Origin of the sequence: Paenibacillus sp. OAE614 (assembly GCF_040546645.1) — a bacterium.
Taxonomy (GTDB): domain Bacteria; phylum Bacillota; class Bacilli; order Paenibacillales; family Paenibacillaceae; genus Paenibacillus_AQ; species Paenibacillus_AQ favisporus.
In genome coordinates, this window is sequence record NZ_JBEPOD010000001.1 from 3746038 (window position 1) to 3767201 (window position 21164).

The window sequence follows — 21164 nt, forward strand, 5'->3', positions numbered from 1 at the left end:
TTACAGCCCCAGTATAAGGAATCTTCGAAGCCTGCCTTGTGATTCCAGTCATACCAAAAGCAAACGAAATGTGAAAACATCCACGGCAGAAAAAAAGCTTCCCACACCCTCCCGATCGGGAGGATATGAAAAGCTAAATTGATTTGCATCGCCTGTTTAGGTTGTTTAAAATTTCTCGGGAAACTGTTTAACAATTCCTTCTGTTAGGATGTCCGCCAAATGAATCATATGGATCTCGTTTTTGTCGGTTGCCGCGATATCTGCTTTCCAGTCTCCCTTGAGGCAGTCAAGGACGATTTCCGTGATCAGCTGAAGGTGCGTGTACAGCATACCCTGCAGCTCTTTAAACGACCAATTCGGATTCGCAGCGCTTAAAAATTTGGCGATATCATCGGCGTTACGATGCCAATCCGCTTCTAACTTTTGCACGTCCGCCTGGTTACCCGCTTTGGCTGCCGCGACAATTTTCCCTGCAATGAGAATATGTTCTCTTAGAATCTCAGCCAGCTTATTACCGGCAGCTTCCCCGTAATAGGGTTTGATCACATTTCCGATGTCCTGCTGGTTCCGCAGGAGCCGGTCCAATACGTCCTGCTGATCCGGACGGTTCGAAATGGCGCTGACAATATAACTTCTCGTCCAGATGGTATGGTCGATCCAAGCTTTTTGCATATCGGTTTTCAGCTGCACAATTTTAGGGCTGATACAAACCGGATTCTTCTTCCCATCCACCATGGCTTGTGCAGGTGCTGCGATCTGCATCATGCTGAAAATAAGCGTCAAGGTTATAAGTAAAGCCTTAAGCCGTTTGTTTTTCACTGTTATCTGCTCCTCTATACGTTTGGAATGCATCAGGCTGTCTTAATATGGATAAAAAATACCCGATTTTATACAGAGGAGCAGCTTCATTTCTGATTGCTTCGTTGATTCCTTCTAAATTAGACGGTAGGGACGGTTCCTCCATCAATGACATATTCAGCGCCCGTAATTGAAGCGGCACGTTCTGACGCCAGAAAAGCGACAAGCTCGCCAACCTCTTCCGGAAATCCAGGTCGTCCAACGGGAATTCCTCCCAATGCATCCATGACCGATTGGAGCGCACTTTCGAAGCTGCCTGTTACCTGTGCGATATTCTCCATCATCGCGTCTGCTGCAGCCGTTTGAATAAAGCCGGGAGCAACGCGGTTTACACGAATGCCTTGTGGAGAAAATTCTTTTGAAAGGCTTTTGCTGTAGTTGCTTAACGCCGCCTTTGCAGCTGCATAAGGAATTGTAGATTCAACCAGGGGCAATACCCGCTGGATGGATGAGATATGGATGATGACTCCCTTCCTTTTTTCAAGCATCAACGGGAGCAGCCCCCGATCCAAGCGTACAGCAGCCAAAAGGTTCAAGTTTAGCGCTTCGAGCCAGTGTTCGTCACTTGCCGCAAAAAAACCTCCCGGAGGTGTGCTGCTCCCCCCTACGTTATTGACGACGATATCGATCGTGCCGAACCGCTCTTTAACGGCTTCGATGACCTTCATCGTTCCTTCATTTGAGGATAAATCGGCCTCCACGAACCGTTCCGGATCAGCAAGGTCCGCTGGCACAGAACGCGCCGTTGTCATCACCGCAGCACCAGCCGATGCAAATCTTTTTGCGATAGCTTCCCCCATCCCTTTTGTACCACCGGTTACCAGCACTTTTTTGCCTTGATATTCCGTCATTGGATTTGCATAAGTTACAGCCATGTTGTTTCCTCCTAAGTATCAATGATTGGATTGGTTAGAAATCAAGAACGCCGCTTGGTACAGTGAACGTCCTCTGAGAACAACCTTATTGTAAGCTTGACGGACCCCAGCGTCTAATTTATAGTTTTCATTAAATTTATGAATAAAATTTATATAAGCGGGTGCCAAGATGGAGCTGACACAACTCGAATACTTTTTAACCGTTGCCCGGCTGCAGCATATGACGATGGCTTCGAAGGCATTGAATATTACTCAACCAGCCTTAAGCCACGCGATTGCCAAGCTGGAGACCGAACTGGGAGTCCCCCTTTTCGAGCGAAACGGCCGGAATGTCGAATTAAATCGCTATGGAAAAATGTTCGGCAGATGGGTTGAGACGGCCTTGAACAACATCCGAAACGGCATACAGGAAATTGAGGAGTGGTCCAATCCCGAAACGGGTGTGATTCACATCTCCTATTTGAATATTTTGGGCGTGGATTTGGTCCCTTCTATGGTTCGGGATTACCAGGTTCATCATCCCCAAGTCCGTTTCGAACTGTACCAAGGAGATCACGGGGATATCGATGAGTATTTGGATAAGGGTACGGCGGACATGATGATCACTTCGAGGGAAACGACGCTGGACAATCATGAGTGGATTGTAATTCGCAAATTACCGCTGTTTATCGTTGTCTCCGCAGATCATCCCTTTGCAAGCCGATCCAGCTTAAGCTTGTTTGAATTATCCGGTGAGCCTTTTGTGGGACTCAAGAGAAATTGCGGCCTTAAAGCGACCATCACCTCCCGTTTTCAGCATACGAATTTTGAACTGGCCTCCACTTATGACGCCGAAGATTTGATTACCGTGGCCGGTTTTATTAAAGCGGGTCTGGGTGTGTCGGTGCTGCCGCAAACATTAGGGCTTATGTTAGACGGTCTGGTATGGATCCCTATTCAGGAGGAAGGCTGGGATTGGGAAGTTGGGCTAAAGTGGCGAAAAGACCGCTATTTATCGCCCGCTGCCAAGAGGTTTATTGAGTATATGGATACGGCATCCAAGTGAATGGCGGTGTTGATGGATCAGAAAAAAGATACCGCGATGTGCACGGTATCTTTCTAATCCTCTTTTATTCGCCGGCTGCTTCAAATGTCGTGACAATTTCGTACATCCCCGGCTCAAACTTCGCTATTTTCAAAGCTTCCTGCAGATACGGAAGCGGTCTAGGGTCATTTCGCATGGCTTGATAATCCTCTGCGCTTCTCCATTGGGAATACATCGTAACCTTCGTTCCATCCGTACCTCGATGGAGAATACATGATATAAATCCCGGGGCGTGTCGGACGGAAACATTCGTTGCGTCGGTCAGCAGTTCGATCAGCCGTTCCTGATTTGCCGGTTCAACGGTAAATACATTGATCAGTGTCAGAACCTGGTTATTCAATGATATTTGAGTCAAGATGTCAACTCCCTGTTGTTATAAGTGGATCCTCTTATATCATGACTCCGGAAGCGCTTGAATTATGCGCGATACCTCCGGATCCAATTCTTTTGCCTGGTAGTCCGTGGACAGGCTTAGTTTCTCCCAACGCTTGGTTTCTTCCAATTTGCCCTTATCCACCGCGTTCGCAATCGCAACGGCATCGCTTCCAAGCAGTAAGCGGAGCGGCGGGTTATCTTCATTAACAATGGAAATGATCGCTTGCGCAGCTTTATCCGGATCACCGTTCTCCCTGCCGGTAGTCTCCCGAGCATGCTTCAAATGGTTACCGACCGTGTCCTTATAATCGTCGATAGGCTCGATATGCTTCATTGATGAACCTGCCCAATCGGTACGAAAACCGCCCGGTTCGATCAGCGTAACCTTTACACCAAGGGGTCCAACTTCTTTGGAAAGCACCTCAGAGAAGCCCTCTACCGCCCATTTTGCCGTTTGGTATGGTCCTAGACCGGGCGCGCCGATGCGGCCGCCGATCGAGGAGAACTGGACAATATGTCCGTGACCCTGCTCTCTCAGGTGCGGCAGCGCTGCTTTCGTTACGTTAATAACACCCCACAGGTTCGTTTCCAATTGAGCCCGGAAGTCATCCATCGGAGTTTGTTCAATGGAAGAGATATTGCCGTATCCTGCATTATTCACAAGTACATCCAAACGCCCAAACGTTTCGAAGGCGGCTTGCACGGCAGCCTCAGCCTGCTCGAACCGGGTTACATCCAGCTCAACGATGTGGACTTGGCTGCCATATCGTGCTGCAAGATCGGCGATTTGTTCTGTATTGCGGGCTGTTGCCACCAGCTGATCTCCTTTTGCCAGTACCGCTTCTGCAAGACTGCGTCCAAATCCCCGGGAACTGCCTGTAATCAGCCAAACTTTACTCATATCAAAAATGCCTCCTCAACATAGGTTTGGAATGTTTGTTCCAAAGCAAATATAACTCAGACATTTTCGTAAGTCAAGAGTTTTTGGAATATACATTCCGTCCGAACAAGTTTGACTCTATTTACAATCCGAAGGTTAGATCGCTGAAATTGTTCTGTAAACATGATAAATATTAAGTTTTTAAAGTGTATAAGGCTGGATCATTCCCCTGTTTTATTGTATTACAATCCACATAGTAGATAAGGAAAATAAGAAACATGGAATATCAATTCCAATCAAGTGTTTTGGTTTCAGAGTGCTGATATTGCCCAGATTGGAATATACATTCCGATTCTCGGTGCTTTGATTCGCCGAAAACGACACGGTAAAGTCCCCAAAAAGAGCCGTTGTGGATAACAGATGAGGGCAGCTGAAGTTATATTTGATAAGAAATTCATGAATCGGAGGAGTCAAGACAACATAAAAACAGCCTTTTAAGGACCGCAGCGTCCAAAAAGGCTGTTTCTACACGAGTATAGCTTTCCATGAGGCTTCCAGCACTTGCTGAACCTGGACCTCGTCTAATGGATATTTCTGAATATAGTACCCTTTCACGATGGAAGAAATGATCCCATGGATGAGCTGATGGCATAAATGGGGGTCCATCTCTTTCATGATTCCCTGCTTCTGACCCTCAACGATCAAAGAAATGACCACGTCACTCGAATGGAGGGCATCGCCCATGTTCCGCAGCTCCGGCGAAATATACGGGGAAAAGGAAAAGCTGTCGATAAACAGAAACTCTTTGGGTGAATCGATGCCGAACTTCAACCTGTTCAGCTGCAAGCATTTAAATCGTTCATACAGACTGGCATCCGGGTTATAACCGTGAAGGAGGTACTCCCCCATATGTGTCCGCGCTTCTTTGTAAACCGCATTCACCAACTCTTCTTTATTGGCAAAATAGTTATATACCGTGCCGGAACCTACGTTGGCTTTCTTAAATATTTTGGAAAAGGTTACCGACTGCAGCCCCTCTTCATGGATCAAATCCAGTGTGGCCGCCATTATGTCCTGCTTCTTGCTCATGTATTCCACCTCTTGAAACAACATTAGTACGGGCTTGAGGGAGATGTCAAGTTCACACCACCTAATAACGATGTTGTGCGGCATGACATGATTGCCGAGAAGAGTCAAGATGTATGTCGGATATCCGAGATTCCTCATATTGTTAAACGCACAAAAAGCCGCAGTTTATGCGGCTCTTAAAGTGTGCTTTTCTTGACATCAAACTAGCAGCGACTAACGATATCCAGAGGCATCTGCTGGTTTACCTGCCTCCTGAACTTCTACAAGGTACCGCCAGCAGTCTGGCTGCGAACCGTCGAGGTCCGTGAAACCATAGACTTTTGCGAGCTGACCGCTTGACAAGGACTTCCCATTCCACCGGGCAGCTTCCGGATCGCCAGCTAATGCTGCAACCGCACGGCCTACATAACGCGGAGATTCCGATATGATGAAATGGGGTTCCTTTTCGGTAGCATCACGCCAGTTTTCTTCCTTCACACCGAAATGATCCAGCATGATTTCAGAACGCATCCAACCCGGCGTCATGGCCACCGCGGTACACTGATAGGGTGCGAGTTCATGCGCAAGTGATTGTGCCATACGAATGACTGAGTTCTTGACTAAATCATAGAACATCGATATGCGGTAATTTTTATAATTGTACTCAGCGGTACCATCCGTCATTTCGACCACCAGTCCGTTCTTAGTTCTAATCAACAACGGCAGTGCAAAGTGGCTTGTAATCAAATGCGTGTCGATGCCAAGGCGAAGCATACGAAATCCACGTTCAAGGGAGTGATCCCATACAGGCACATTCCAGTCTGCCAAATTTTCAGCGCCCCATACGTCATTGACCAGAACATCCAATCTTCCCTGTTCTTTTTCAATACGGGCGATAAGAGCCTGGACCTGTTCAGGCTGGAGATGATCGACTTGAACGGCTATTCCTTGTCCTCCCGCAGCAGTTACCCGTTCTGCCGTTTCCTCAATCGTTTCAGGACGGTTGTATTCGGATCGTTGTTGGCGCGTCGTTCTTCCTGTGACGTATACGGTTGCCCCTGCTGCCCCTAATTCGACAGCGATACCTCTGCCGGCGCCTCGTGTTGCTCCAGCGACCAAAGCAACTTTTCCACGTAGTGGTTTCATATCACATATCACTCCTATCGTTGATCTAACGTTCAATGTCCATGATATATACTAACTACGTCAAACCTTGTCGTATATAAAAGCAGAATTTCGCATGAGACGAACTACATTGTCGCCAGGAAGACATCATAACATTCGGCCAAAAAAACAGCCGCAGTGTACGGCGATTCACGCCGAAGCTCTGCGACTGCAATCTTAGTCTTCTATATTAATTGCCATTTTCGTCGGCCGAAGGACCATAGAGGCCCGGTACCGGAATATCGAGAAGCCGTAAATATACCCCGAGCTGCGCCCGGTGATGGATCATATGGCTTAATCCGAAAGTACGGAGAGCGTTGGCACGAGGTTGGCGAAGGATGATATGGTCGCCGTTACGCAAGGTCCACTCCTCGCCAAGTGCTTGTTCGTCACATTTGTCTAACAGCTGTTCCAGCTTGACGACGTTTGCATCAAATTCATCCAGGATGTCCTGACGGCTTGTCAGAGCTTCCCGCCGAAGCGGCACGGTCGATAAATCCAATTCCGGGCTAAGAAAAATCGCGACCTGCCAGTTCAGCAGGTTGATCAGGTGCGTGGTCAGTCCACCAAGCGTCATCGATTTCTCATGCGGCTTCCAAGTCATATGCTCCTCGGGCAGGCGCTCCAGGATGCGGCGCGTAATGGCCAACTCATGCTTTGCATCACCGATGATCAATTGTTTTACCATGAATTCCCTCTCCTTTCTTATAAGACAAGCATACTATAACACCCAGTAAGAGGAAAGGTGAGAGTAAAAAGCGGGAAAGAGCTCTTGGCTCCTCCCCGCAAATTCGTATTTATTGATAATCCGAATTCCAAATCCGGGCTTTATAGAAGGCTCCGCCTGTAACGAGACGCTGATCCGCCGGCTGGTACAAGTCAACCGCATCCGTGGTCCAAGTATACTTAGTGCCTTCCTTCTGGTTGGTCATCACCACTTGCCCGGAAGGCTGGTTGCCTACACTTTTCACCCAATGGTGATTGATCTCAGCGGCCCCCGGATAATCTTCAGACCAGGAATCCGTGGATTTGCTATACTGATACACCTGCGTATTAGAGGTCACCCACAACTTGTCGGTATCTCCATAGACCGCAAAGAGGTCGTGGCCCCAATTGGTGGGCAGCCGCTTTCTGTGAACCTCCTCCAGAATAGGCGCTGCCGGTGTTCCTTTCACTTTCAGGGCAATTAAATCGTAGTCACCAACGGCCCACAGTACGTCTTGAGCCGGATCCCACAGCACACCGTGCGCACCAGGCAGCGAAAATTCGGTATACGTTGAAGAATCGGCTCCCTGCGATGCCGTATAGACCCGTACCCAACCGCCGGCACTCGCCGCAACCGCTACGTTGCCGTCCGGCAGCAGCTCGGCTGCATGCGGGTTGCCGCCTACGATGACGCCCCATGCTCTGCTGTTGCCCGAAGGATACGGAACAAGCGCTGCAAGCCCTCTGGAGTCGGTCACAACCATAAATTTGCCCCCCGTTTTACCTTCCCGCAGCTTCACGTCGGATGGCAGACCCCAGCCTTGCAGCAGTCCGCCAAAACCGTTTTTATCTGTGGGCGCCCAAGACCATTTCAGTGCGTTAGATTGATTCCAGTCTTCCTTCTCGGGATCGTAAACACGAATCTCCTCCGAACCCTGATCCGTCACGGCAATCCAATAATCCTTGTGCAGACCGGGATCGGCTGAAGCATGGTGATTCACCAACGTGAACGTTACCGCGGTCATCATCAGAAGCAGCAGACGGGACCTGATGCTGAATTTTCGAATACTCATGTTTATAACCTCCTCATGGGTTAGAAATTGCGTCAAGGATATGGTGCCAATTGACCGTAATGGCCTCGGGATCCGGGTTTCTGACTTCATGCATCATGGGTCCCTGGTAGCCTGCTGCAACAAATGCATTAAGGATTTCATTCCATTCCAGGTTCCCTGTTCCCGGCATCCAATGCTTTTCGTCCGTTCCGTCATTATCCGAAATATGCGTCGTCACGATCCGGCCGCCCAGTTTCTCAATGAACTGCTGCGGTTTTTCCTTAAACAAATGATTGACGTCGCAGCATACGCCGAGCTCCGGATTACCTTCGGTCAAAAACTCCATTTCATCCGCCGAATGCCCGAGACAAGTGCGCGGGAGGCACTCCGCCGCTAGCCGAAGACCGCTAGCGGCCGCTTCTTGAGCAAGGAGAGCGAGCGTTTGTTTGGAAGTCTTGAAACGGAGCGCTCTTTCTTCCGGTGGAACTGGTTCCCAGCTAGGGTGGTATACCAGCGTCCCGATCCCCCAGTCCGCAGCATAACGGAACAGCTGCCGGACTTTGGCGACGACTTGTTCAAGGGTGTCCTGATCCAGACTGGACGGGTCCCACGCCGTGCCGAAAGGAATGTGCAACGACCAGACGTCGATTCCAAGACGCCGGGCAGCGGCTACCACCTCATCACACTTCATTTTGACTTCCGGATCGAAAATATCCAGCGGCTGCCACGTCAGTTCGATGCACTGGATCCCAGATTCGGCCGCTTGTTTCAAATCGATCGGGTTGGCCAGGCTGAACGAGGTGCCCAGCTTCCAATTTCCCGGTTTGCGGTTCATGCATTTCCCTCCCGATCCAAACTCGTTTCAGAATTTCCAGCAGCGGGGCATGACAGACGGAAAGCTCCACCCTGCGGCATACTGCAGCTGCTGCCATCTGGCATAGCAACGAGAAGCGGCGTACCTTCCGGCGATTCGCCGGAAATATGAATGGCGCCGTCATCGATGAACCAATTCACTCGAACCATTCCTTTTGGGGTTATCGCTTGCCCCCGCATATCCTGCAGCGACAAGCAATGGGGTTCGATCCGGATCGTTTCCCAGCCGGGTGCTCCGGGCTTCACCCCCAGCAAACAGCGGGTGAATTCATACAGAGGCAGGGCGCCCCAGCCATGACAGTCACTGCGCTGCATGAAGGGGTCCTCGGGCCAGGTGGTCAGGTTGAGTTCCAACAGGTCCCGCCACGGCTTCCACATCTGCTCCGTCTCTTCGTATAGTCCTACCTTCTCTATCGCCCTGAATAAATAAAAAGACATCGCATACGAGCACGGCAGCAGATCATCCCGATCCATCATCCGCCGAATTAACTGCCGTCCCTGCTCTCCGGAAGCGAGGCCGGTCAGGACGGCCCAGATTTGGGCGTGTTGGCTGTACTGTTCACATTCGGGACCTTCACGGTACAATCCTGAAGATTCCGACCAACATAACTGCTGCAAAGCCTGGAGCACATGCCCGGCCCGCGCCTCATATTCGTCTGCAACCTCAAAGCGATTCCCGAGTCGGCTTAATCTTGCCGCGGACTGAAGCGCATAGACATACAGGAGATTATGGATCGTAGAAGGACCGGTAAGCGTCGCCGTCGGCGCGCCGTGCAGTTCATCCCATGCTTCGACCCAATCGATGAATTCCCAGTAGCCTAACCGGTGTACGAGTCCCTGCGGCCCGAGCTTACGGTCGTACCAGTCCAGAACCGAGTCGATCGTAGCCCGGTAACGCACGGCAACCGACGGATCACCGGTTTGCCAGTAATAATCTTCAACCATGAAAATCCAATGGAGCGAAAAGGCAGGAATGACCTGCGACTCCATGCATGGATACCGTGCTTGGAGAATCCCCTCCGGCAGAAGTGAAGCATGGTAATCGTCGATCGCCCGCAGGGCTAAGCGGGTGTCCCCGCTGACGGCATAGGTGAAAAGAATTTGCAGCCTGGTATCCATGGCATACTGTAATTGCTCGTAATAAGGGCAATCTTCATAGGTTTCATGCATGCATCGCTGCAGTGTTCTGACGCTTACGTCCCATAATGGACGAATCCAGGCGGTGGAGGACACAGCCGATGATTGGACATCCAGCGGATATCCCGTTTCCCTGAACTCCGGGGGGTCAATGACCAATGGCTCGTCACAGGTCTCCACCTCAATTTGCATGAAGCGGAAGGTCCGGAACCAGAACGGCTCGTAAGTCTCCCTGCCGCCTGACGGAAGGTACACGTCCTGCTGCCCGATCAGATCATACCGCATTGCATCGTCCCGCTTGCCCTTTAGCGGGAAGCCGCCTTCCCGGTGCTTGGAAAAGCTTTCAGCATACAACAGTGTAACCCGGCTGCCCCGCCCGCCTGACAGGGGAAGGATGATATAACCTGTCGTAAGCTCGCCTGCGTCAAGAACCACCTTCCGCTTCGAATGCGGGGGGATGACAGCCGGCTGCGGCTCCGCTGCGCCTTCAATGAATGAAAACAGCTCACCGTTTCCTTTCTTTACATCAACTTCACTCCTGAACCGGCGACTCGTCTCATAGAGGAGCGGGATGGGACGCTCCATCAGCGGAAACGGCGGAATGATGCCGTAAGGTCTGCCGTCCGCCTTCCATCTTCGGATTGGAATAAGCCATTTCCCGTTCTCCGCACTCCGCGGAAGGTTCCAGTGACGAGGCAGCCGCGCGCCATCGACCCGCTCCATTCCCCCCATGAAATGGGTGGGCCCATACGCTTCCCAGGAAACCGCGTCATCCAAACAGACCAGCCATTCGTCCCCAGGCTTGCCTGTTGCAAGATCCGCCAATATTTCCCCGTCTTCCGCAACGCAGCGTCCGCTGGCGATCAGGCAAGGGCCTGCTGCGTTGGACGTTACGCTGAAGGGTCCTCCCCAGCCTGGCGGCTGTGCTTCATATGGGCTGTATGCCACCACTTTTACGGCAAGGATATTGTCGCCTGCAGTCAGGTATGAGCTTACGTCAATCGTTTCGTAGTAATGACGCCAGCGATCCCCCTTGCATGGACCTGAAAGAACGGCTTGCCCGTTGATCCATAAGCGGTAGCGGCTGTGGGCGCTGATTGACAGCACAAGCGTGGCCGGTTTGACCAGTGAAAACGAACGGCGGAAATAGGCAACCTCGTTGCGTGCAGCGTTATGTTCATTTACGTGATCCGGATCCGAGCCCCGGGCAGATAGCCACCAAGCATCCGTAAGTTTACTAATGATATCCATTGCGTTCACTTCCAATCGGTTGATGGAATTCCAGCCGAACCGGCCCGAGAAGCCCGCCATCCTCCGGGATCGAGAACTGTTCACGGCGCTCTTTCCAATCCGGGCCCGCGTCCTCGAGTACTTCCGCCTTGCTCATGAGGTTCGACACAACATTGGTGACGCATACCTTAAACCGATTCAAGCCGGGGGCCAGCCATGGCATCACATCAAAGCGGTATGGCGGAACAAAGCTGAATCCGGCTGATGTGCCGTTCACCTCCACCTCCGCAATTTCCTCCACCTGACCGAGATCCAGAATAACCCGGTTCAAAGCCTCCAGCTCGGACGGCGGTACATCCATGGTCCAGGTATATGCCAGTGTACCGGAATAAGAAGGATCCAAGCGGAGCCACGACGGTAACCCGCGCCTCGCTTCTCCCTGCCAGTCAAAGTGAATCTGCGCGCTGTCTATATCGATGACGCCGTGTTGCTGCCCGCTGCGGATATAGGCCGCCGGAACGGGACCCTGCACTTCTTCCTGGACATCGAGCACAGACGGAATCAGTATCAGCGAACGGTAAGGCGGAATCCGCAGGTGAAATTCCCGCTCATGAGCTGTGTCTGGTGAAATCCGTGACCGCAGATGCCATCGTTCGCCAGTCAATGGCTCCCAGGCATGCAGGGCGTTTACATCCGGTTCCCCTGGCAGGCGGATCCATCCGTTAACAACGGTTTCTACATCTTCATTGCTGACCATCCATAGAGATTGGTCCTCCCTTATCCGGTGAAGGATGCGCAGGTTCTCCCGGCCGCTTCCTTCAAAAGAGATCTGCGCTGATATACCGCTGTGGCGAAGCAATTCCGGCAAATCGGACGGGGCGCCTGCCAGATGCATGCCCGGCCCTGACAGAAACGGTGACAGCGGCATTGCTTCCTGCTTACGTTTCAACACCCCCGTCGGTTGACGGTTTACAAACACCACGGGAACGCCCGACTGAACCATCTCATGAAGCTTATGAAGCAGCATTTCCGTTACGACCTCCGTCCCGGGAACAACGACCGCTGCGTAGCTCTCGCTACGTATCTCCAGCCGGCCCCCGGCGATTCGGGACAGCAGCAGCTCATCCTGTGGTACGAGGTCGTAGTCATATTGATTCTCCTGGAGCACCTGCTGGACATCCTCGATCGGGGTCGATTCGCCGGCACGGCCGAGAGCCCCTGGATATAGAAGCAGCAGCGATGCGACATGCCTCCCTTCGCGAAAAAAATAAGAGAGCCGGTTCACATACTGGATATAGGCCGGAAAATAAGGCCATTGCGGATTTAGTCCACCGTCATAAAAATAAGGCGGGCAATCCAGATCGGGCCACTTAGGGTTAAAAGCATGCAGGATAAAATGATTGATCCCCCGCACGGCCTGCCAATCGGTCAGCCACTTCATCATCCTGAGGCCCAGATGCCAGCCGTAGGCCCCAAATGTCTCCGACATGGCCAAATCGTCTTTCAATCCATAGACATGGGCGGCGGAGCTGGCCAGCTTAGGCAGCCCCCAATAATCCCGATTCCGGTGGCCCGGAATAATCTGGTTGCAAACGACGTCAATTCCGCCTTCATCTGCAAACCGGGAAACTTCAAAGAAGTCGCCTGGTCCCTCCGTGGTCCGTTCATGGAACATGTACCTTTCCCCATGATTCGGGCTCGCTTCGTGTTCGTACCAATGCCCGATGTATTTCAGCCCATGATTGCGGCACCATTCGTGAATCGGTCGGCAGTAGGTATCCGCATATGCTTTATTCAGGAAATCATAGTAATCGTAAATAAAAAATTCGCTGCCCTTGCTCTCCCCTTTCAGCCATAATGCCGGCAAAAATCGGATCGGATCGTATCCTTTCGCTTCAATAAACCGTCGACGCAGCTCATAGCCCCAAGGTATTTCCTGTTCATGATTGAAATAAGCCGGTTCGTCAAAGAAAAAACCTCGGACCGGATTGCCGAAATACGCCCCGACTTCTCTTTTCGACGATTCATACACACGGTCAATGAAAGCTTGCACGGCTCCCGGGTGAAGGGGATCGATGTAGTTATCGGCCTTATCTTCGATGACAAAGCAGACGATCCACTCTCCCGAAGGGACGTCCCAGTGGATGCCGTGCACGATCCCGTGCATGTGCGGTGAATCGGGGCGGTGCAAGCGTTCGGTCAAATCAACACCCTGCTCGTAACAGATCACCCCCTCCGACATCGGGTAGGCAAAGACGCTCATCACAACGGACCGGCTCCGGTGCGTCCATGGAGGCATCAGGCTTACCCGGTTCAGTGGTCCGCGGTAGCGTATATATTGGAGGCGGATCGACGAACGCCGAAACGCCGGGTCGAGCTTTTGGATCGTATTGCCCGCCACACCGCTCGGATACCATTTTTCATCAAACAGGTAGGCACTTACCCCGGCTTCCCGGCACCATCCCAGAATCAGCTTCAAGTCCGACCACCACTTCGGCCCCAGATAGTCCCAATGGGGTCTCGACTCCAGCGTCAGCTCTCCGATTCCCGACCCAACGGCCAAGTCGAATGTCTTCCGGAGTTCTTCGGGACTTTCCGTCCCATGCAGCCACAATAAAGTTCCCGTCAACTTCGGAGGATTCAGGAAGTGATGGTTCCATGAATCAGGTACACGCATGTTCGTTGTCATTGTTTCGTCATCCTTTCACGCTGCCCATAACAATCCCTTTAATAAAGAAGCGCTGCAGGAACGGGTACACCAGAATGATCGGCAGTGCCCCGAGAAAAATCTGGGCCGTTTTCACCGTTTGCTCCGATAAATCCTGAAGCAGCGACAAATCGGTTGAAGTCAGCATCGTGAGGTCCTGGCCGACAATGATAGTCCTCAAATAGCTCTGGAGCGGGTAATTTTCCGGTGAATTCATCAAGATGAGACCGTCAAACCAGCTGTTCCAATGGCTGACAATCGTGAACAGCCCGATCGTCGCCAGCGCCGGCAATGACAGCGGCGCATAAATGCGCCAAAGCGTCGTCCAATGGCCGGCTCCGTCCATAAAGGCGGATTCCTCCAGTTCCTTGGGCAGCCCCCGGTAAAAATTCAGCAGCAGGATCACGTTGAAAACCGGAACCGCCCCCGGTAATACGAGCGCCCAAATCGAATCGAGCATCCCCAGGGATTTTATCGTCATATACCAGGGGATGAGGCCGCCGTTGAACAGCATCGTCAGGACGAGCAGCCACGCGTACATCGTTCTCCATTTGAATTTCGATTTCTCTTTTGCCAGCGGATATGCGGTCAGAATGGTGAGAAACATGCTGATGGATACGCCAAGCACGACACGTTTCAACGTGATCCATAATGCAGTTAGAAATTCAGGCTTTTTCAATACGTATTCGTAAGCGTTCGGCGTAAATTGAACCGGCCATAATTTGACCAATCCGCCCATCGCCGCTGCACTGGAGCTAAATGATACCGAAAGCACGTGAACAAGCGGCAGCAGGCACAGGACGGAGATACCGAGAAGAAACGTGTAATTGAAAGCCACAAACAAGGTGCGGCCGATCCCCCGTTTTTGAACCATGAAGTATCCTCCTCCGTCAAAAGATCCGGTATCCGGCAAACCGGTAAGCCAACAGATATGATGAAGAGATCAGCACAAGGGACACCACGGATTTGAATAAGCCTACGGCCGTAGCCACGCTGTATTGTGCATCGATCAATCCGATCCGGTATACGAACGTGTCGATGATATCCCCGCTTTCATACACCTGCGGACTGTACAGATTGAACACCTGGTCGAATCCGGCATTCAGCACATTTCCCAGACTTAGCGTCGTCATCAGGACGACGACCGGCAAAATTCCGGGGATCGTAATGTTCAGTGTCTGCCGCCAACGGCTTGCACCGTCGATCTCTGCCGCTTCGTACAGCGACTGATCAATTCCCGTAAGCGCTGCCAAATAAACAATCGTACCGAAGCCAAAGTCCTTCCACGTATCCGTGGCAACCAGCACATACGGAAACCAGTGGTTGTCGCCCAGAAAATAAACCGGGTCCATTCCAAACCAGCCGAGAAACTGATTGAGTATCCCCTTGAGCGACAACACATCGATCAAAACGCCTCCCAAGATGACCCATGACAAAAAGTGGGGCAAATAGATCAGCGTCTGGATCATCCGCTTAATCCGCTCTCTCGCCATCTCATTCAGAAGGAGCGCCACCGTGATCGGAACCACAAGGCCTGCGATAATTTTCATGACGGCAATAAAGATCGTGTTGAATACGATTTGGGATATGCCGGGTAGATGATACACGTAGAGAAAATTGTCTAAGCCGACCCATTCCGAACCGAAAAAGCCCCTATTCGGGTAAAATTTCTGAAACGCGATGACGATGCCTACCATCGGCCAATAGCTGAACACGGCAAGGAGGACAAGCGCCGGCAGAAGCATAAAGTGAAGCGGCAGTTCATGCCTCCATTTCTTGAATGTCATTTCATCGCCTGCCCTTCTCTAATTTACTTGACCGATTTGGCCCACTCGTTAACCTCATTTGTCATATCGGTTCCGCCAAGCTTTTTCCAATCCTCGACAAATTTATCGAACGTACCGATCGGTTCGCCCATAATAACCTTGGTAAATGTCTCCAGTTCCATTTTGTCCAGCGTCGCTTTCTTGTCCCCCATGCTCTCGGTCGGTGCTCCGAAAAACTCGTTCATGAGCGGCAGGTTTTCCTTTTGATATTGGTTGATGACCGCGAATGAGCTGGATTCGCCGAACACCCTCGCCTGATTCCATTGCTTGTTGTCACCGTTATTAAATTGCTTGATCTTCTCGTAAGTCGTCAGTTGTTCTCCATTCAGCTTGGATGTGTCCCCGGTTTTTAAGCTCTCGATGACAGACAGGTGTACATCCAGGTTTTTCGTGGGAGACCAGGCATTGAACGGCGCATGCTTAAACAGCTCGATTCCATCCGGGGAACTGAAGAAGTGGCTGAAATCCGCCTTCTCGCCCCAACCCTTCTCGATAAACAAGTTGACCATCTGCATGACCGCTTCGGGATTTTTGGCGCCTTTTTTGACTGCATAATACGCGAATACCGGATTTCCGACTTGCGGCCTTGCCGGATCGGAATCAACGGAGACGATTTTGAAGGCCTCCCACTCCATCTGCGGATCCAGGTCTTTACCTTTCTGGAGCGGATTGATCGGGTTCCACATCGCTCCGTAATACAGCCCGATTTTTCCTGCAACCGCATCTTCGCCCGTCTTGTTTCCGTCCTTCACGCCAAACTCCTTATCCAGCAGCCCCGCTTTGTACATTTCCTGCAGCTTCAGCAGCGCCGCCTTTGTCTCAGGCAGGATGGAACCATAGACTAAGCTGCCGGAACTATCCTTAATCCACGCTCCGGGATAAGCATGGAAACCGTTAAAGAAGCCGCCCAGACCCATGATGCCGCCGCCGACGATACCCTTGTTGATCCCCAGTCCGAAGGTGTCGTTTTTTCCGTTTCCATCAGGATCCTGCTTGGCAAAGGCCTCTGCGATTGTATAGACGTCATCCATCGTTTTCGGCTCCGGCAGCTTCAGCTTCTTGAGCCAGTCGGTCCGTACCCAAAGGACGTTCGCTCCATCAATGGACGAGTTCGTATTCGGAATGGCCATCAGCTTACCATCAAATTTAGCGGAATCGAGCTGTGCGCCATCCATAAATTGTTTGGCCAGCGGAGTTGCATACTTTTCATAAACACTCGACAAATCTTCGATCATATCGGCGTCTACCAATTGTTTGAGCTGATTTGCGTTAACCGGAATAATGTCGGGAAGATCTCCTGATGCAATCATGACGTTCATTTTCTGGGTCGCATCATCACCGCTGGTAGCGATCCATTTAAATTTCAGATTGATGCCAAGTTCGTCCTTATAGGCACGGGTCCACTCGTTATTCTCAAGGGTATCGCTGCCGGCAAACTTTACCGAAGCATCCGCGGTTCTCACCGTAGTCACTTCAATTGGCGACGTGTACTTGCTGAGCGGCCCTGCAGAAGCTGCTGTGGAAGCGGCTTTATCCGAGCCGGCATTTGGCTTGGTATCCGAAGATTCGTTTGTGGAAGAACCGCAGGCCGATACGACAATCATGGAGCTGACCGCGAGAAGCGCCAGCATAGCTTTGACTGACTTCATGAGTACCCTCCCATTTCTGTTATCGCTTTTCAGCCCTCGTGATCCACGGGTAACCACTTGCCGAGCTCTGGACAAGCGGCCTGTCGACCGGTGATTCTAGGCCTTACCCATATTATAAAGTGACGTATTTAGCCATCCCATAATAAGAATTGCACATTACTTGCTCGAATTGCACGACATGGAGCACTGCTGCGAAACACCAGCTGCATCATTTATTTAAATCTGGTCGGCTGGTGCTTTTCTCTGAACTCCTGGGGCGTACAGCCCGTTTTCTTTTTAAAAATCCGCGTAAAATAGGCAGGGGATTCAAACCCTACTTTTTTACAGATTTCATGCATCTTCAGGTGGGATTCGACGACCAGTTCTTTTGCTTTTTTGATCCGTTCGTCGGTGATATAATCAGGCAAATTCACGCCGGTCATTTGTTTGTACAGTCTCGACATATAATAGGGATTCAAATGTACAAGATCCGAGAGCGTCGTCAGGGACAAGTCGGAGTCCAGATGTTCTTCCACATAGCGGTTCAACCTGGATACCACTTGATTCGTATGCTCCTTTTTCTCATCATCACGCGCTTCGATCAATCGCAGCGCCGCATGAATCAAATAATGGAATGCGTCTTTTCTGGTCGCGTGCAGCTGATAATGAGACACCCGGTCCATCTCTACTTCCTCTAGCGCCGCATGATCCACAGACCACCGGTTCAATTGAGTCAACAGATGCGAAGCGATGGCGTAGTAAATTTCGAGAAAAAAACCAACATCCTCGTAAAACGGGTCCATCATACCGGACAGTAAGGAAAGCAGCTTATACATTTCCTGCTTCTCCTCTTCGGAGACGTAGTCGTTCCCCGACCATTTTCGAATCAATTGACGTATCGTTTGCTTCTGAATTTCGCTTTCATCCACCGAAAAATCTCCCGATTGCTGGCCTTCGATGAGGATGGTCTCCTGGCCGATTCCCAGCCCGCGGCTTAGGCCTGCGCGCAGCTTCTGATATCGGGCCGGGATTTCTCTCCATTCCACCCCTTCTTTTGCAGCCGCAAGCGAAAGAGGAATCTTCAACAGCTCCAGGCTCGTCGACTGGATCATTTCCAGGGTGCCATGAACAAACCTGATCGTTCGGGACCATTCGTCCTCAGGGGCTGCTGCATGGGTTGAGCCCCATTCCAACAGCACCTTAGGCTGGATCAGCCAGAAAAAGCGGTTATGCTCTACATCGACGGATTGAAGCGCACAGGAAGACAGGTATTCCTTCGCAATATTATGGATGGCAAACATCATATGCGCTTTATCCGCAGCCTTTGTCATTTGAATGGGCCAGCGGTCGACCCTCCCCATAACCAGCATGACCTTCCCGTCAAGCCTAAGTGGAATGGATAGACTCTTCAGCAGCTCGGGCTTCAGCGATTTCAGCGGCTGGGCTCCTTCGCAAAATCCTTGAAGAATTTCTCTCTGCAGCGCCGGTACGGCTAGCTGAAACTGCTCTGAAGCTTTATCGAGAAATCCGGCATTCATTCGTTCGGTTTGCAGCAGCTCGATCGCCTTTCTGACGCTGCGCAGCAGCGTTTCGTCGCTTTCGGTCTTGAGAATGTAATCCATACACTGATTGCGAATGGCCGTCTGGGCGTAATTGAAATCCGGGTGCCCGGTCAAAAAAATGATTTTGCAGGCCGGCCATCTCTCGTTGATATGCTCCTGCAGCTCAAGGCCGGTCATCCCGGGCATCCATATATCCGACAGCACGATGTCAAACCGGATCGCATTCAGCTTCTCTAAGGCTTCATCTCCGCCATAAGCGCGGTGCAGATCTAATTGCAGTTCTTCTTCCTCTTGCAGAAGACGATAGATTCCGTCAACGATAATGGGTTCGTCATCAACGATCAGCAAACGATTCATATTCCGTCCTCACCCTCCGAAGGAATTGTCATTTCGACCCTTAACCCGCCCAGCTTGCCTCTCGACATCCGGAGTCCATAGCGATCACCAAATTTGATTTGAATTCTTCGATGGACATTGACCAGTCCCGTCGTCTCAAGCGGAGGTTGATCCGATCCGAGCTTGGACTGCAGCTCTCTTAAACGTTCATCCGTCAATTCGTCCCCATTATCCTCCACAGCGATCACAATACAATTGGCGGCGTCCTCAAAGGTGATTTCGATCATGCCGTCCTTCTTTTTGTTCACTAGCCCATGGTTATACACATTTTCGACGATCGGCTGAAGAATCAGTCTTGGAACTTCCCGCTTCTTGTAAGCAGACGGCAGCTCACCCAGCTGTACGGAAATACGGTTCGAAAACCGGAACGATTGAATATCGACATACGTCTTGACAAACATCCATTCCGCCTCGAGCGTCACTTCCCCGTCGCCGTCGCGCGTGACGAATTGGAAGTATTGCCCCAAGTATTGAGCGAACGTGGTCACGCCTTCGTAATCCTCGTTTTTGGCAATGCGTGAGAGCGTAAAGAAACTGTTGTATAAAAAGTGGGGGTTAATCTGCGACTGCAGCTGCCGGAACTCCGACACCTTTGCCCGGTATTTCTGCTCGTACACTTCGTGAATCAACACGCGGATATGTTCCAGCATCGCATTGAATTGAATGTAAAGGTATGAGAATTCATCCTTGAAACGGTAGGAAACCACATGGTTGAAATTCCCGTGTTCGACCGAACGAAATGCCTTCACCAATGTCCGCAATGGCTGATGTATCAATCGATAAATGATGTAGGAAAAATAGGCAATGATAAAAATCGAAATGATGGAAAAAAGGCGAAACCAGAACCGGTAGGTATTCAAAGGTCCCAGCACGCTGTCCTGCGGCAAATAGGTCAGAAGGACAGCATTCATGGTCGAGGAGTGCTCATAACTGATAAAATAGACTTTCGATCCGATTTCAATCGACTCTACCCCTTTCTTGGAACCGGAGCTGATTTTACCCGTAACCCAATCACGCAAGCCCGTTTCCGTCTCAGGACGATGCAAGCTCGAGAGGCTCCATTGGTTGCGATCGTCGATCAGCAGGGCGCCGCCTTGGGCGTTGTCAATCATGTCGCCCAGCGCCTTGACGATCTCCTTTTGATCAATTTCTATATCGACGAGATAAGTGGGTTCTTCTTCGGACAGAATGTTTTCGGGGTAAGGCATACTGATAAACAAGCGGTTTTTCCAGGCGATAAACGGCGAATACCCGCGTTGTTCCGATGTGCTCAGCACGTTGAATTCATCCTTGGGGATGATATCCACACCACTGTTGGATGAGATGGTCCGATCCAGCATCGAAATATGAATGCTTGCATTGGTAATGTAACTGCTGGATGCCTTCAGGAGCAGCATCTGCTTCTGAAGGCGCAGCATTGCCTTCGTTCGCTCGTAATCCGGCATGATCGAGGCAGCCACGCTGAGCTTACCGATATCATCGTCTGTAATATACTCTCTGCCGAGCTTGATCATTTTACTGAAGTCCTGGTCCAGCGAAGCCAAGTAAAAATGCACTTTAGCCAGCATGGAGCTGGAGATTTCCTCCTTGACGGAGTTCTGCCCGACCCGGTTCATCTGGGCGCTGACTGCGTAGAGAGGAGCCACGATAAACAGAAAAGTAAGCACCAGCCTCAAGTAAATGCTCAGTTTGGGACGTTTGATCAACGACATGGGCACCCCCGTTTTTCAGCTTGTCCGCCATG

Annotated in this window: 17 protein-coding genes; 1 reads left to right on the forward strand and 16 read right to left on the reverse strand. The window is 51.1% G+C overall.

What is annotated here, in order from left to right:
- Window positions 1-165 precede the first annotated feature (165 nt).
- Together ABIE48_RS17200 and ABIE48_RS17205 are read right to left on the reverse strand one after the other, a co-directional pair.
- Window positions 166-819, reverse strand: coding sequence for a glycosyltransferase (locus ABIE48_RS17200; RefSeq protein WP_192713799.1), 654 nt, complete (start codon window positions 817-819; stop codon window positions 166-168).
- A 119-nt stretch (window positions 820-938) separates the two neighbouring features.
- Window positions 939-1733 (reverse strand): SDR family oxidoreductase, encoded by a 795-nt coding sequence (locus ABIE48_RS17205; RefSeq protein ID WP_145018161.1) that lies wholly within the window; start codon window positions 1731-1733, stop codon window positions 939-941.
- Window positions 1734-1902: 169 nt separating this feature from the next.
- Between ABIE48_RS17205 and ABIE48_RS17210 the strand changes: the two genes are divergently transcribed.
- Complete coding sequence (locus ABIE48_RS17210; RefSeq protein WP_192713798.1) at window positions 1903-2778, forward strand: LysR family transcriptional regulator; 876 nt, start codon at window positions 1903-1905, stop codon at window positions 2776-2778.
- A 64-nt stretch (window positions 2779-2842) separates the two neighbouring features.
- Here ABIE48_RS17210 and ABIE48_RS17215 read toward each other — a convergent pair whose 3' ends face one another.
- The 14 genes from ABIE48_RS17215 to ABIE48_RS17280 form a co-directional block, all read right to left on the reverse strand.
- Window positions 2843-3172, reverse strand: a complete 330-nt coding sequence (locus tag ABIE48_RS17215; RefSeq protein WP_145018157.1) for an antibiotic biosynthesis monooxygenase family protein — start codon at window positions 3170-3172, stop codon at window positions 2843-2845.
- A 39-nt stretch (window positions 3173-3211) separates the two neighbouring features.
- Window positions 3212-4093 (reverse strand): oxidoreductase, encoded by an 882-nt coding sequence (locus tag ABIE48_RS17220; protein WP_145018155.1) that lies wholly within the window; start codon window positions 4091-4093, stop codon window positions 3212-3214.
- A gap of 504 nt (window positions 4094-4597) precedes the next feature.
- On the reverse strand, window positions 4598-5161 hold the full coding sequence (locus ABIE48_RS17225; protein ID WP_145018153.1) for a TetR/AcrR family transcriptional regulator: 564 nt from the start codon (window positions 5159-5161) through the stop codon (window positions 4598-4600).
- Between the two features lie 213 nt (window positions 5162-5374).
- Window positions 5375-6286 carry an SDR family oxidoreductase gene (locus ABIE48_RS17230; protein WP_145018151.1) on the reverse strand — a complete coding sequence of 304 codons (912 nt, stop codon included), beginning with the start codon at window positions 6284-6286 and terminating at the stop codon, window positions 5375-5377.
- Window positions 6287-6494: 208 nt separating this feature from the next.
- Window positions 6495-6992 (reverse strand): DinB family protein, encoded by a 498-nt coding sequence (locus tag ABIE48_RS17235; protein WP_192713797.1) that lies wholly within the window; start codon window positions 6990-6992, stop codon window positions 6495-6497.
- 109 nt (window positions 6993-7101) lie between these two features.
- Complete coding sequence (locus ABIE48_RS17240) at window positions 7102-8082, reverse strand: DUF6528 family protein (protein WP_192713796.1); 981 nt, start codon at window positions 8080-8082, stop codon at window positions 7102-7104.
- A gap of 13 nt (window positions 8083-8095) precedes the next feature.
- Window positions 8096-8896, reverse strand: coding sequence for a sugar phosphate isomerase/epimerase family protein (locus ABIE48_RS17245; RefSeq protein ID WP_192713795.1), 801 nt, complete (start codon window positions 8894-8896; stop codon window positions 8096-8098).
- Window positions 8893-11322, reverse strand: a complete 2430-nt coding sequence (locus ABIE48_RS17250) for a family 78 glycoside hydrolase catalytic domain (RefSeq protein ID WP_354519358.1) — start codon at window positions 11320-11322, stop codon at window positions 8893-8895. The genes ABIE48_RS17245 and ABIE48_RS17250 overlap by 4 nt, the downstream gene beginning before the upstream one ends.
- Entirely contained in the window at window positions 11309-13990 is a 2682-nt protein-coding gene (locus ABIE48_RS17255; protein WP_192713793.1) for a glycosyl hydrolase, read from the reverse strand. Before ABIE48_RS17255 ends, ABIE48_RS17250 begins: the two co-directional genes overlap by 14 nt.
- 7 nt (window positions 13991-13997) lie before the next feature.
- Entirely contained in the window at window positions 13998-14882 is an 885-nt protein-coding gene (locus ABIE48_RS17260) for a carbohydrate ABC transporter permease (RefSeq protein ID WP_192713792.1), read from the reverse strand.
- 16 nt (window positions 14883-14898) lie between these two features.
- Window positions 14899-15795, reverse strand: coding sequence for an ABC transporter permease (locus ABIE48_RS17265; RefSeq protein WP_145018133.1), 897 nt, complete (start codon window positions 15793-15795; stop codon window positions 14899-14901).
- 23 nt (window positions 15796-15818) lie between these two features.
- Window positions 15819-17483, reverse strand: a complete 1665-nt coding sequence (locus ABIE48_RS17270; RefSeq protein ID WP_192713791.1) for an extracellular solute-binding protein — start codon at window positions 17481-17483, stop codon at window positions 15819-15821.
- 212 nt (window positions 17484-17695) lie between these two features.
- On the reverse strand, window positions 17696-19381 hold the full coding sequence (locus tag ABIE48_RS17275; protein WP_192713790.1) for a response regulator: 1686 nt from the start codon (window positions 19379-19381) through the stop codon (window positions 17696-17698).
- Window positions 19378-21132, reverse strand: coding sequence for a sensor histidine kinase (locus tag ABIE48_RS17280; protein ID WP_145018124.1), 1755 nt, complete (start codon window positions 21130-21132; stop codon window positions 19378-19380). Before ABIE48_RS17280 ends, ABIE48_RS17275 begins: the two co-directional genes overlap by 4 nt.
- Window positions 21133-21164: the final 32 nt, after the last annotated feature.

What these genes read in the sequence shown, in the direction of transcription:
- ABIE48_RS17205 (WP_145018161.1), bottom strand. Translation starts at nt 1,733, where the DNA reads ATGGCTGTAACTTATGCAAATCCAATGACGGAATATCAAGGCAAAAAA.
- ABIE48_RS17210 (WP_192713798.1), top strand. Translation starts at nt 1,903, where the DNA reads ATGGAGCTGACACAACTCGAATACTTTTTAACCGTTGCCCGGCTGCAG.
- ABIE48_RS17220 (WP_145018155.1), bottom strand. Translation starts at nt 4,093, where the DNA reads ATGAGTAAAGTTTGGCTGATTACAGGCAGTTCCCGGGGATTTGGACGC.
- ABIE48_RS17225 (WP_145018153.1), bottom strand. Translation starts at nt 5,161, where the DNA reads ATGAGCAAGAAGCAGGACATAATGGCGGCCACACTGGATTTGATCCAT.
- ABIE48_RS17230 (WP_145018151.1), bottom strand. Translation starts at nt 6,286, where the DNA reads ATGAAACCACTACGTGGAAAAGTTGCTTTGGTCGCTGGAGCAACACGA.
- ABIE48_RS17235 (WP_192713797.1), bottom strand. Translation starts at nt 6,992, where the DNA reads ATGGTAAAACAATTGATCATCGGTGATGCAAAGCATGAGTTGGCCATT.
- ABIE48_RS17240 (WP_192713796.1), bottom strand. Translation starts at nt 8,082, where the DNA reads ATGAGTATTCGAAAATTCAGCATCAGGTCCCGTCTGCTGCTTCTGATG.
- ABIE48_RS17245 (WP_192713795.1), bottom strand. Translation starts at nt 8,896, where the DNA reads ATGAACCGCAAACCGGGAAATTGGAAGCTGGGCACCTCGTTCAGCCTG.
- ABIE48_RS17250 (WP_354519358.1), bottom strand. Translation starts at nt 11,322, where the DNA reads ATGGATATCATTAGTAAACTTACGGATGCTTGGTGGCTATCTGCCCGG.
- ABIE48_RS17255 (WP_192713793.1), bottom strand. Translation starts at nt 13,990, where the DNA reads ATGACAACGAACATGCGTGTACCTGATTCATGGAACCATCACTTCCTG.
- ABIE48_RS17260 (WP_192713792.1), bottom strand. Translation starts at nt 14,882, where the DNA reads ATGGTTCAAAAACGGGGGATCGGCCGCACCTTGTTTGTGGCTTTCAAT.
- ABIE48_RS17265 (WP_145018133.1), bottom strand. Translation starts at nt 15,795, where the DNA reads ATGACATTCAAGAAATGGAGGCATGAACTGCCGCTTCACTTTATGCTT.
- ABIE48_RS17270 (WP_192713791.1), bottom strand. Translation starts at nt 17,483, where the DNA reads ATGAAGTCAGTCAAAGCTATGCTGGCGCTTCTCGCGGTCAGCTCCATG.
- ABIE48_RS17275 (WP_192713790.1), bottom strand. Translation starts at nt 19,381, where the DNA reads ATGAATCGTTTGCTGATCGTTGATGACGAACCCATTATCGTTGACGGA.
- ABIE48_RS17280 (WP_145018124.1), bottom strand. Translation starts at nt 21,132, where the DNA reads ATGTCGTTGATCAAACGTCCCAAACTGAGCATTTACTTGAGGCTGGTG.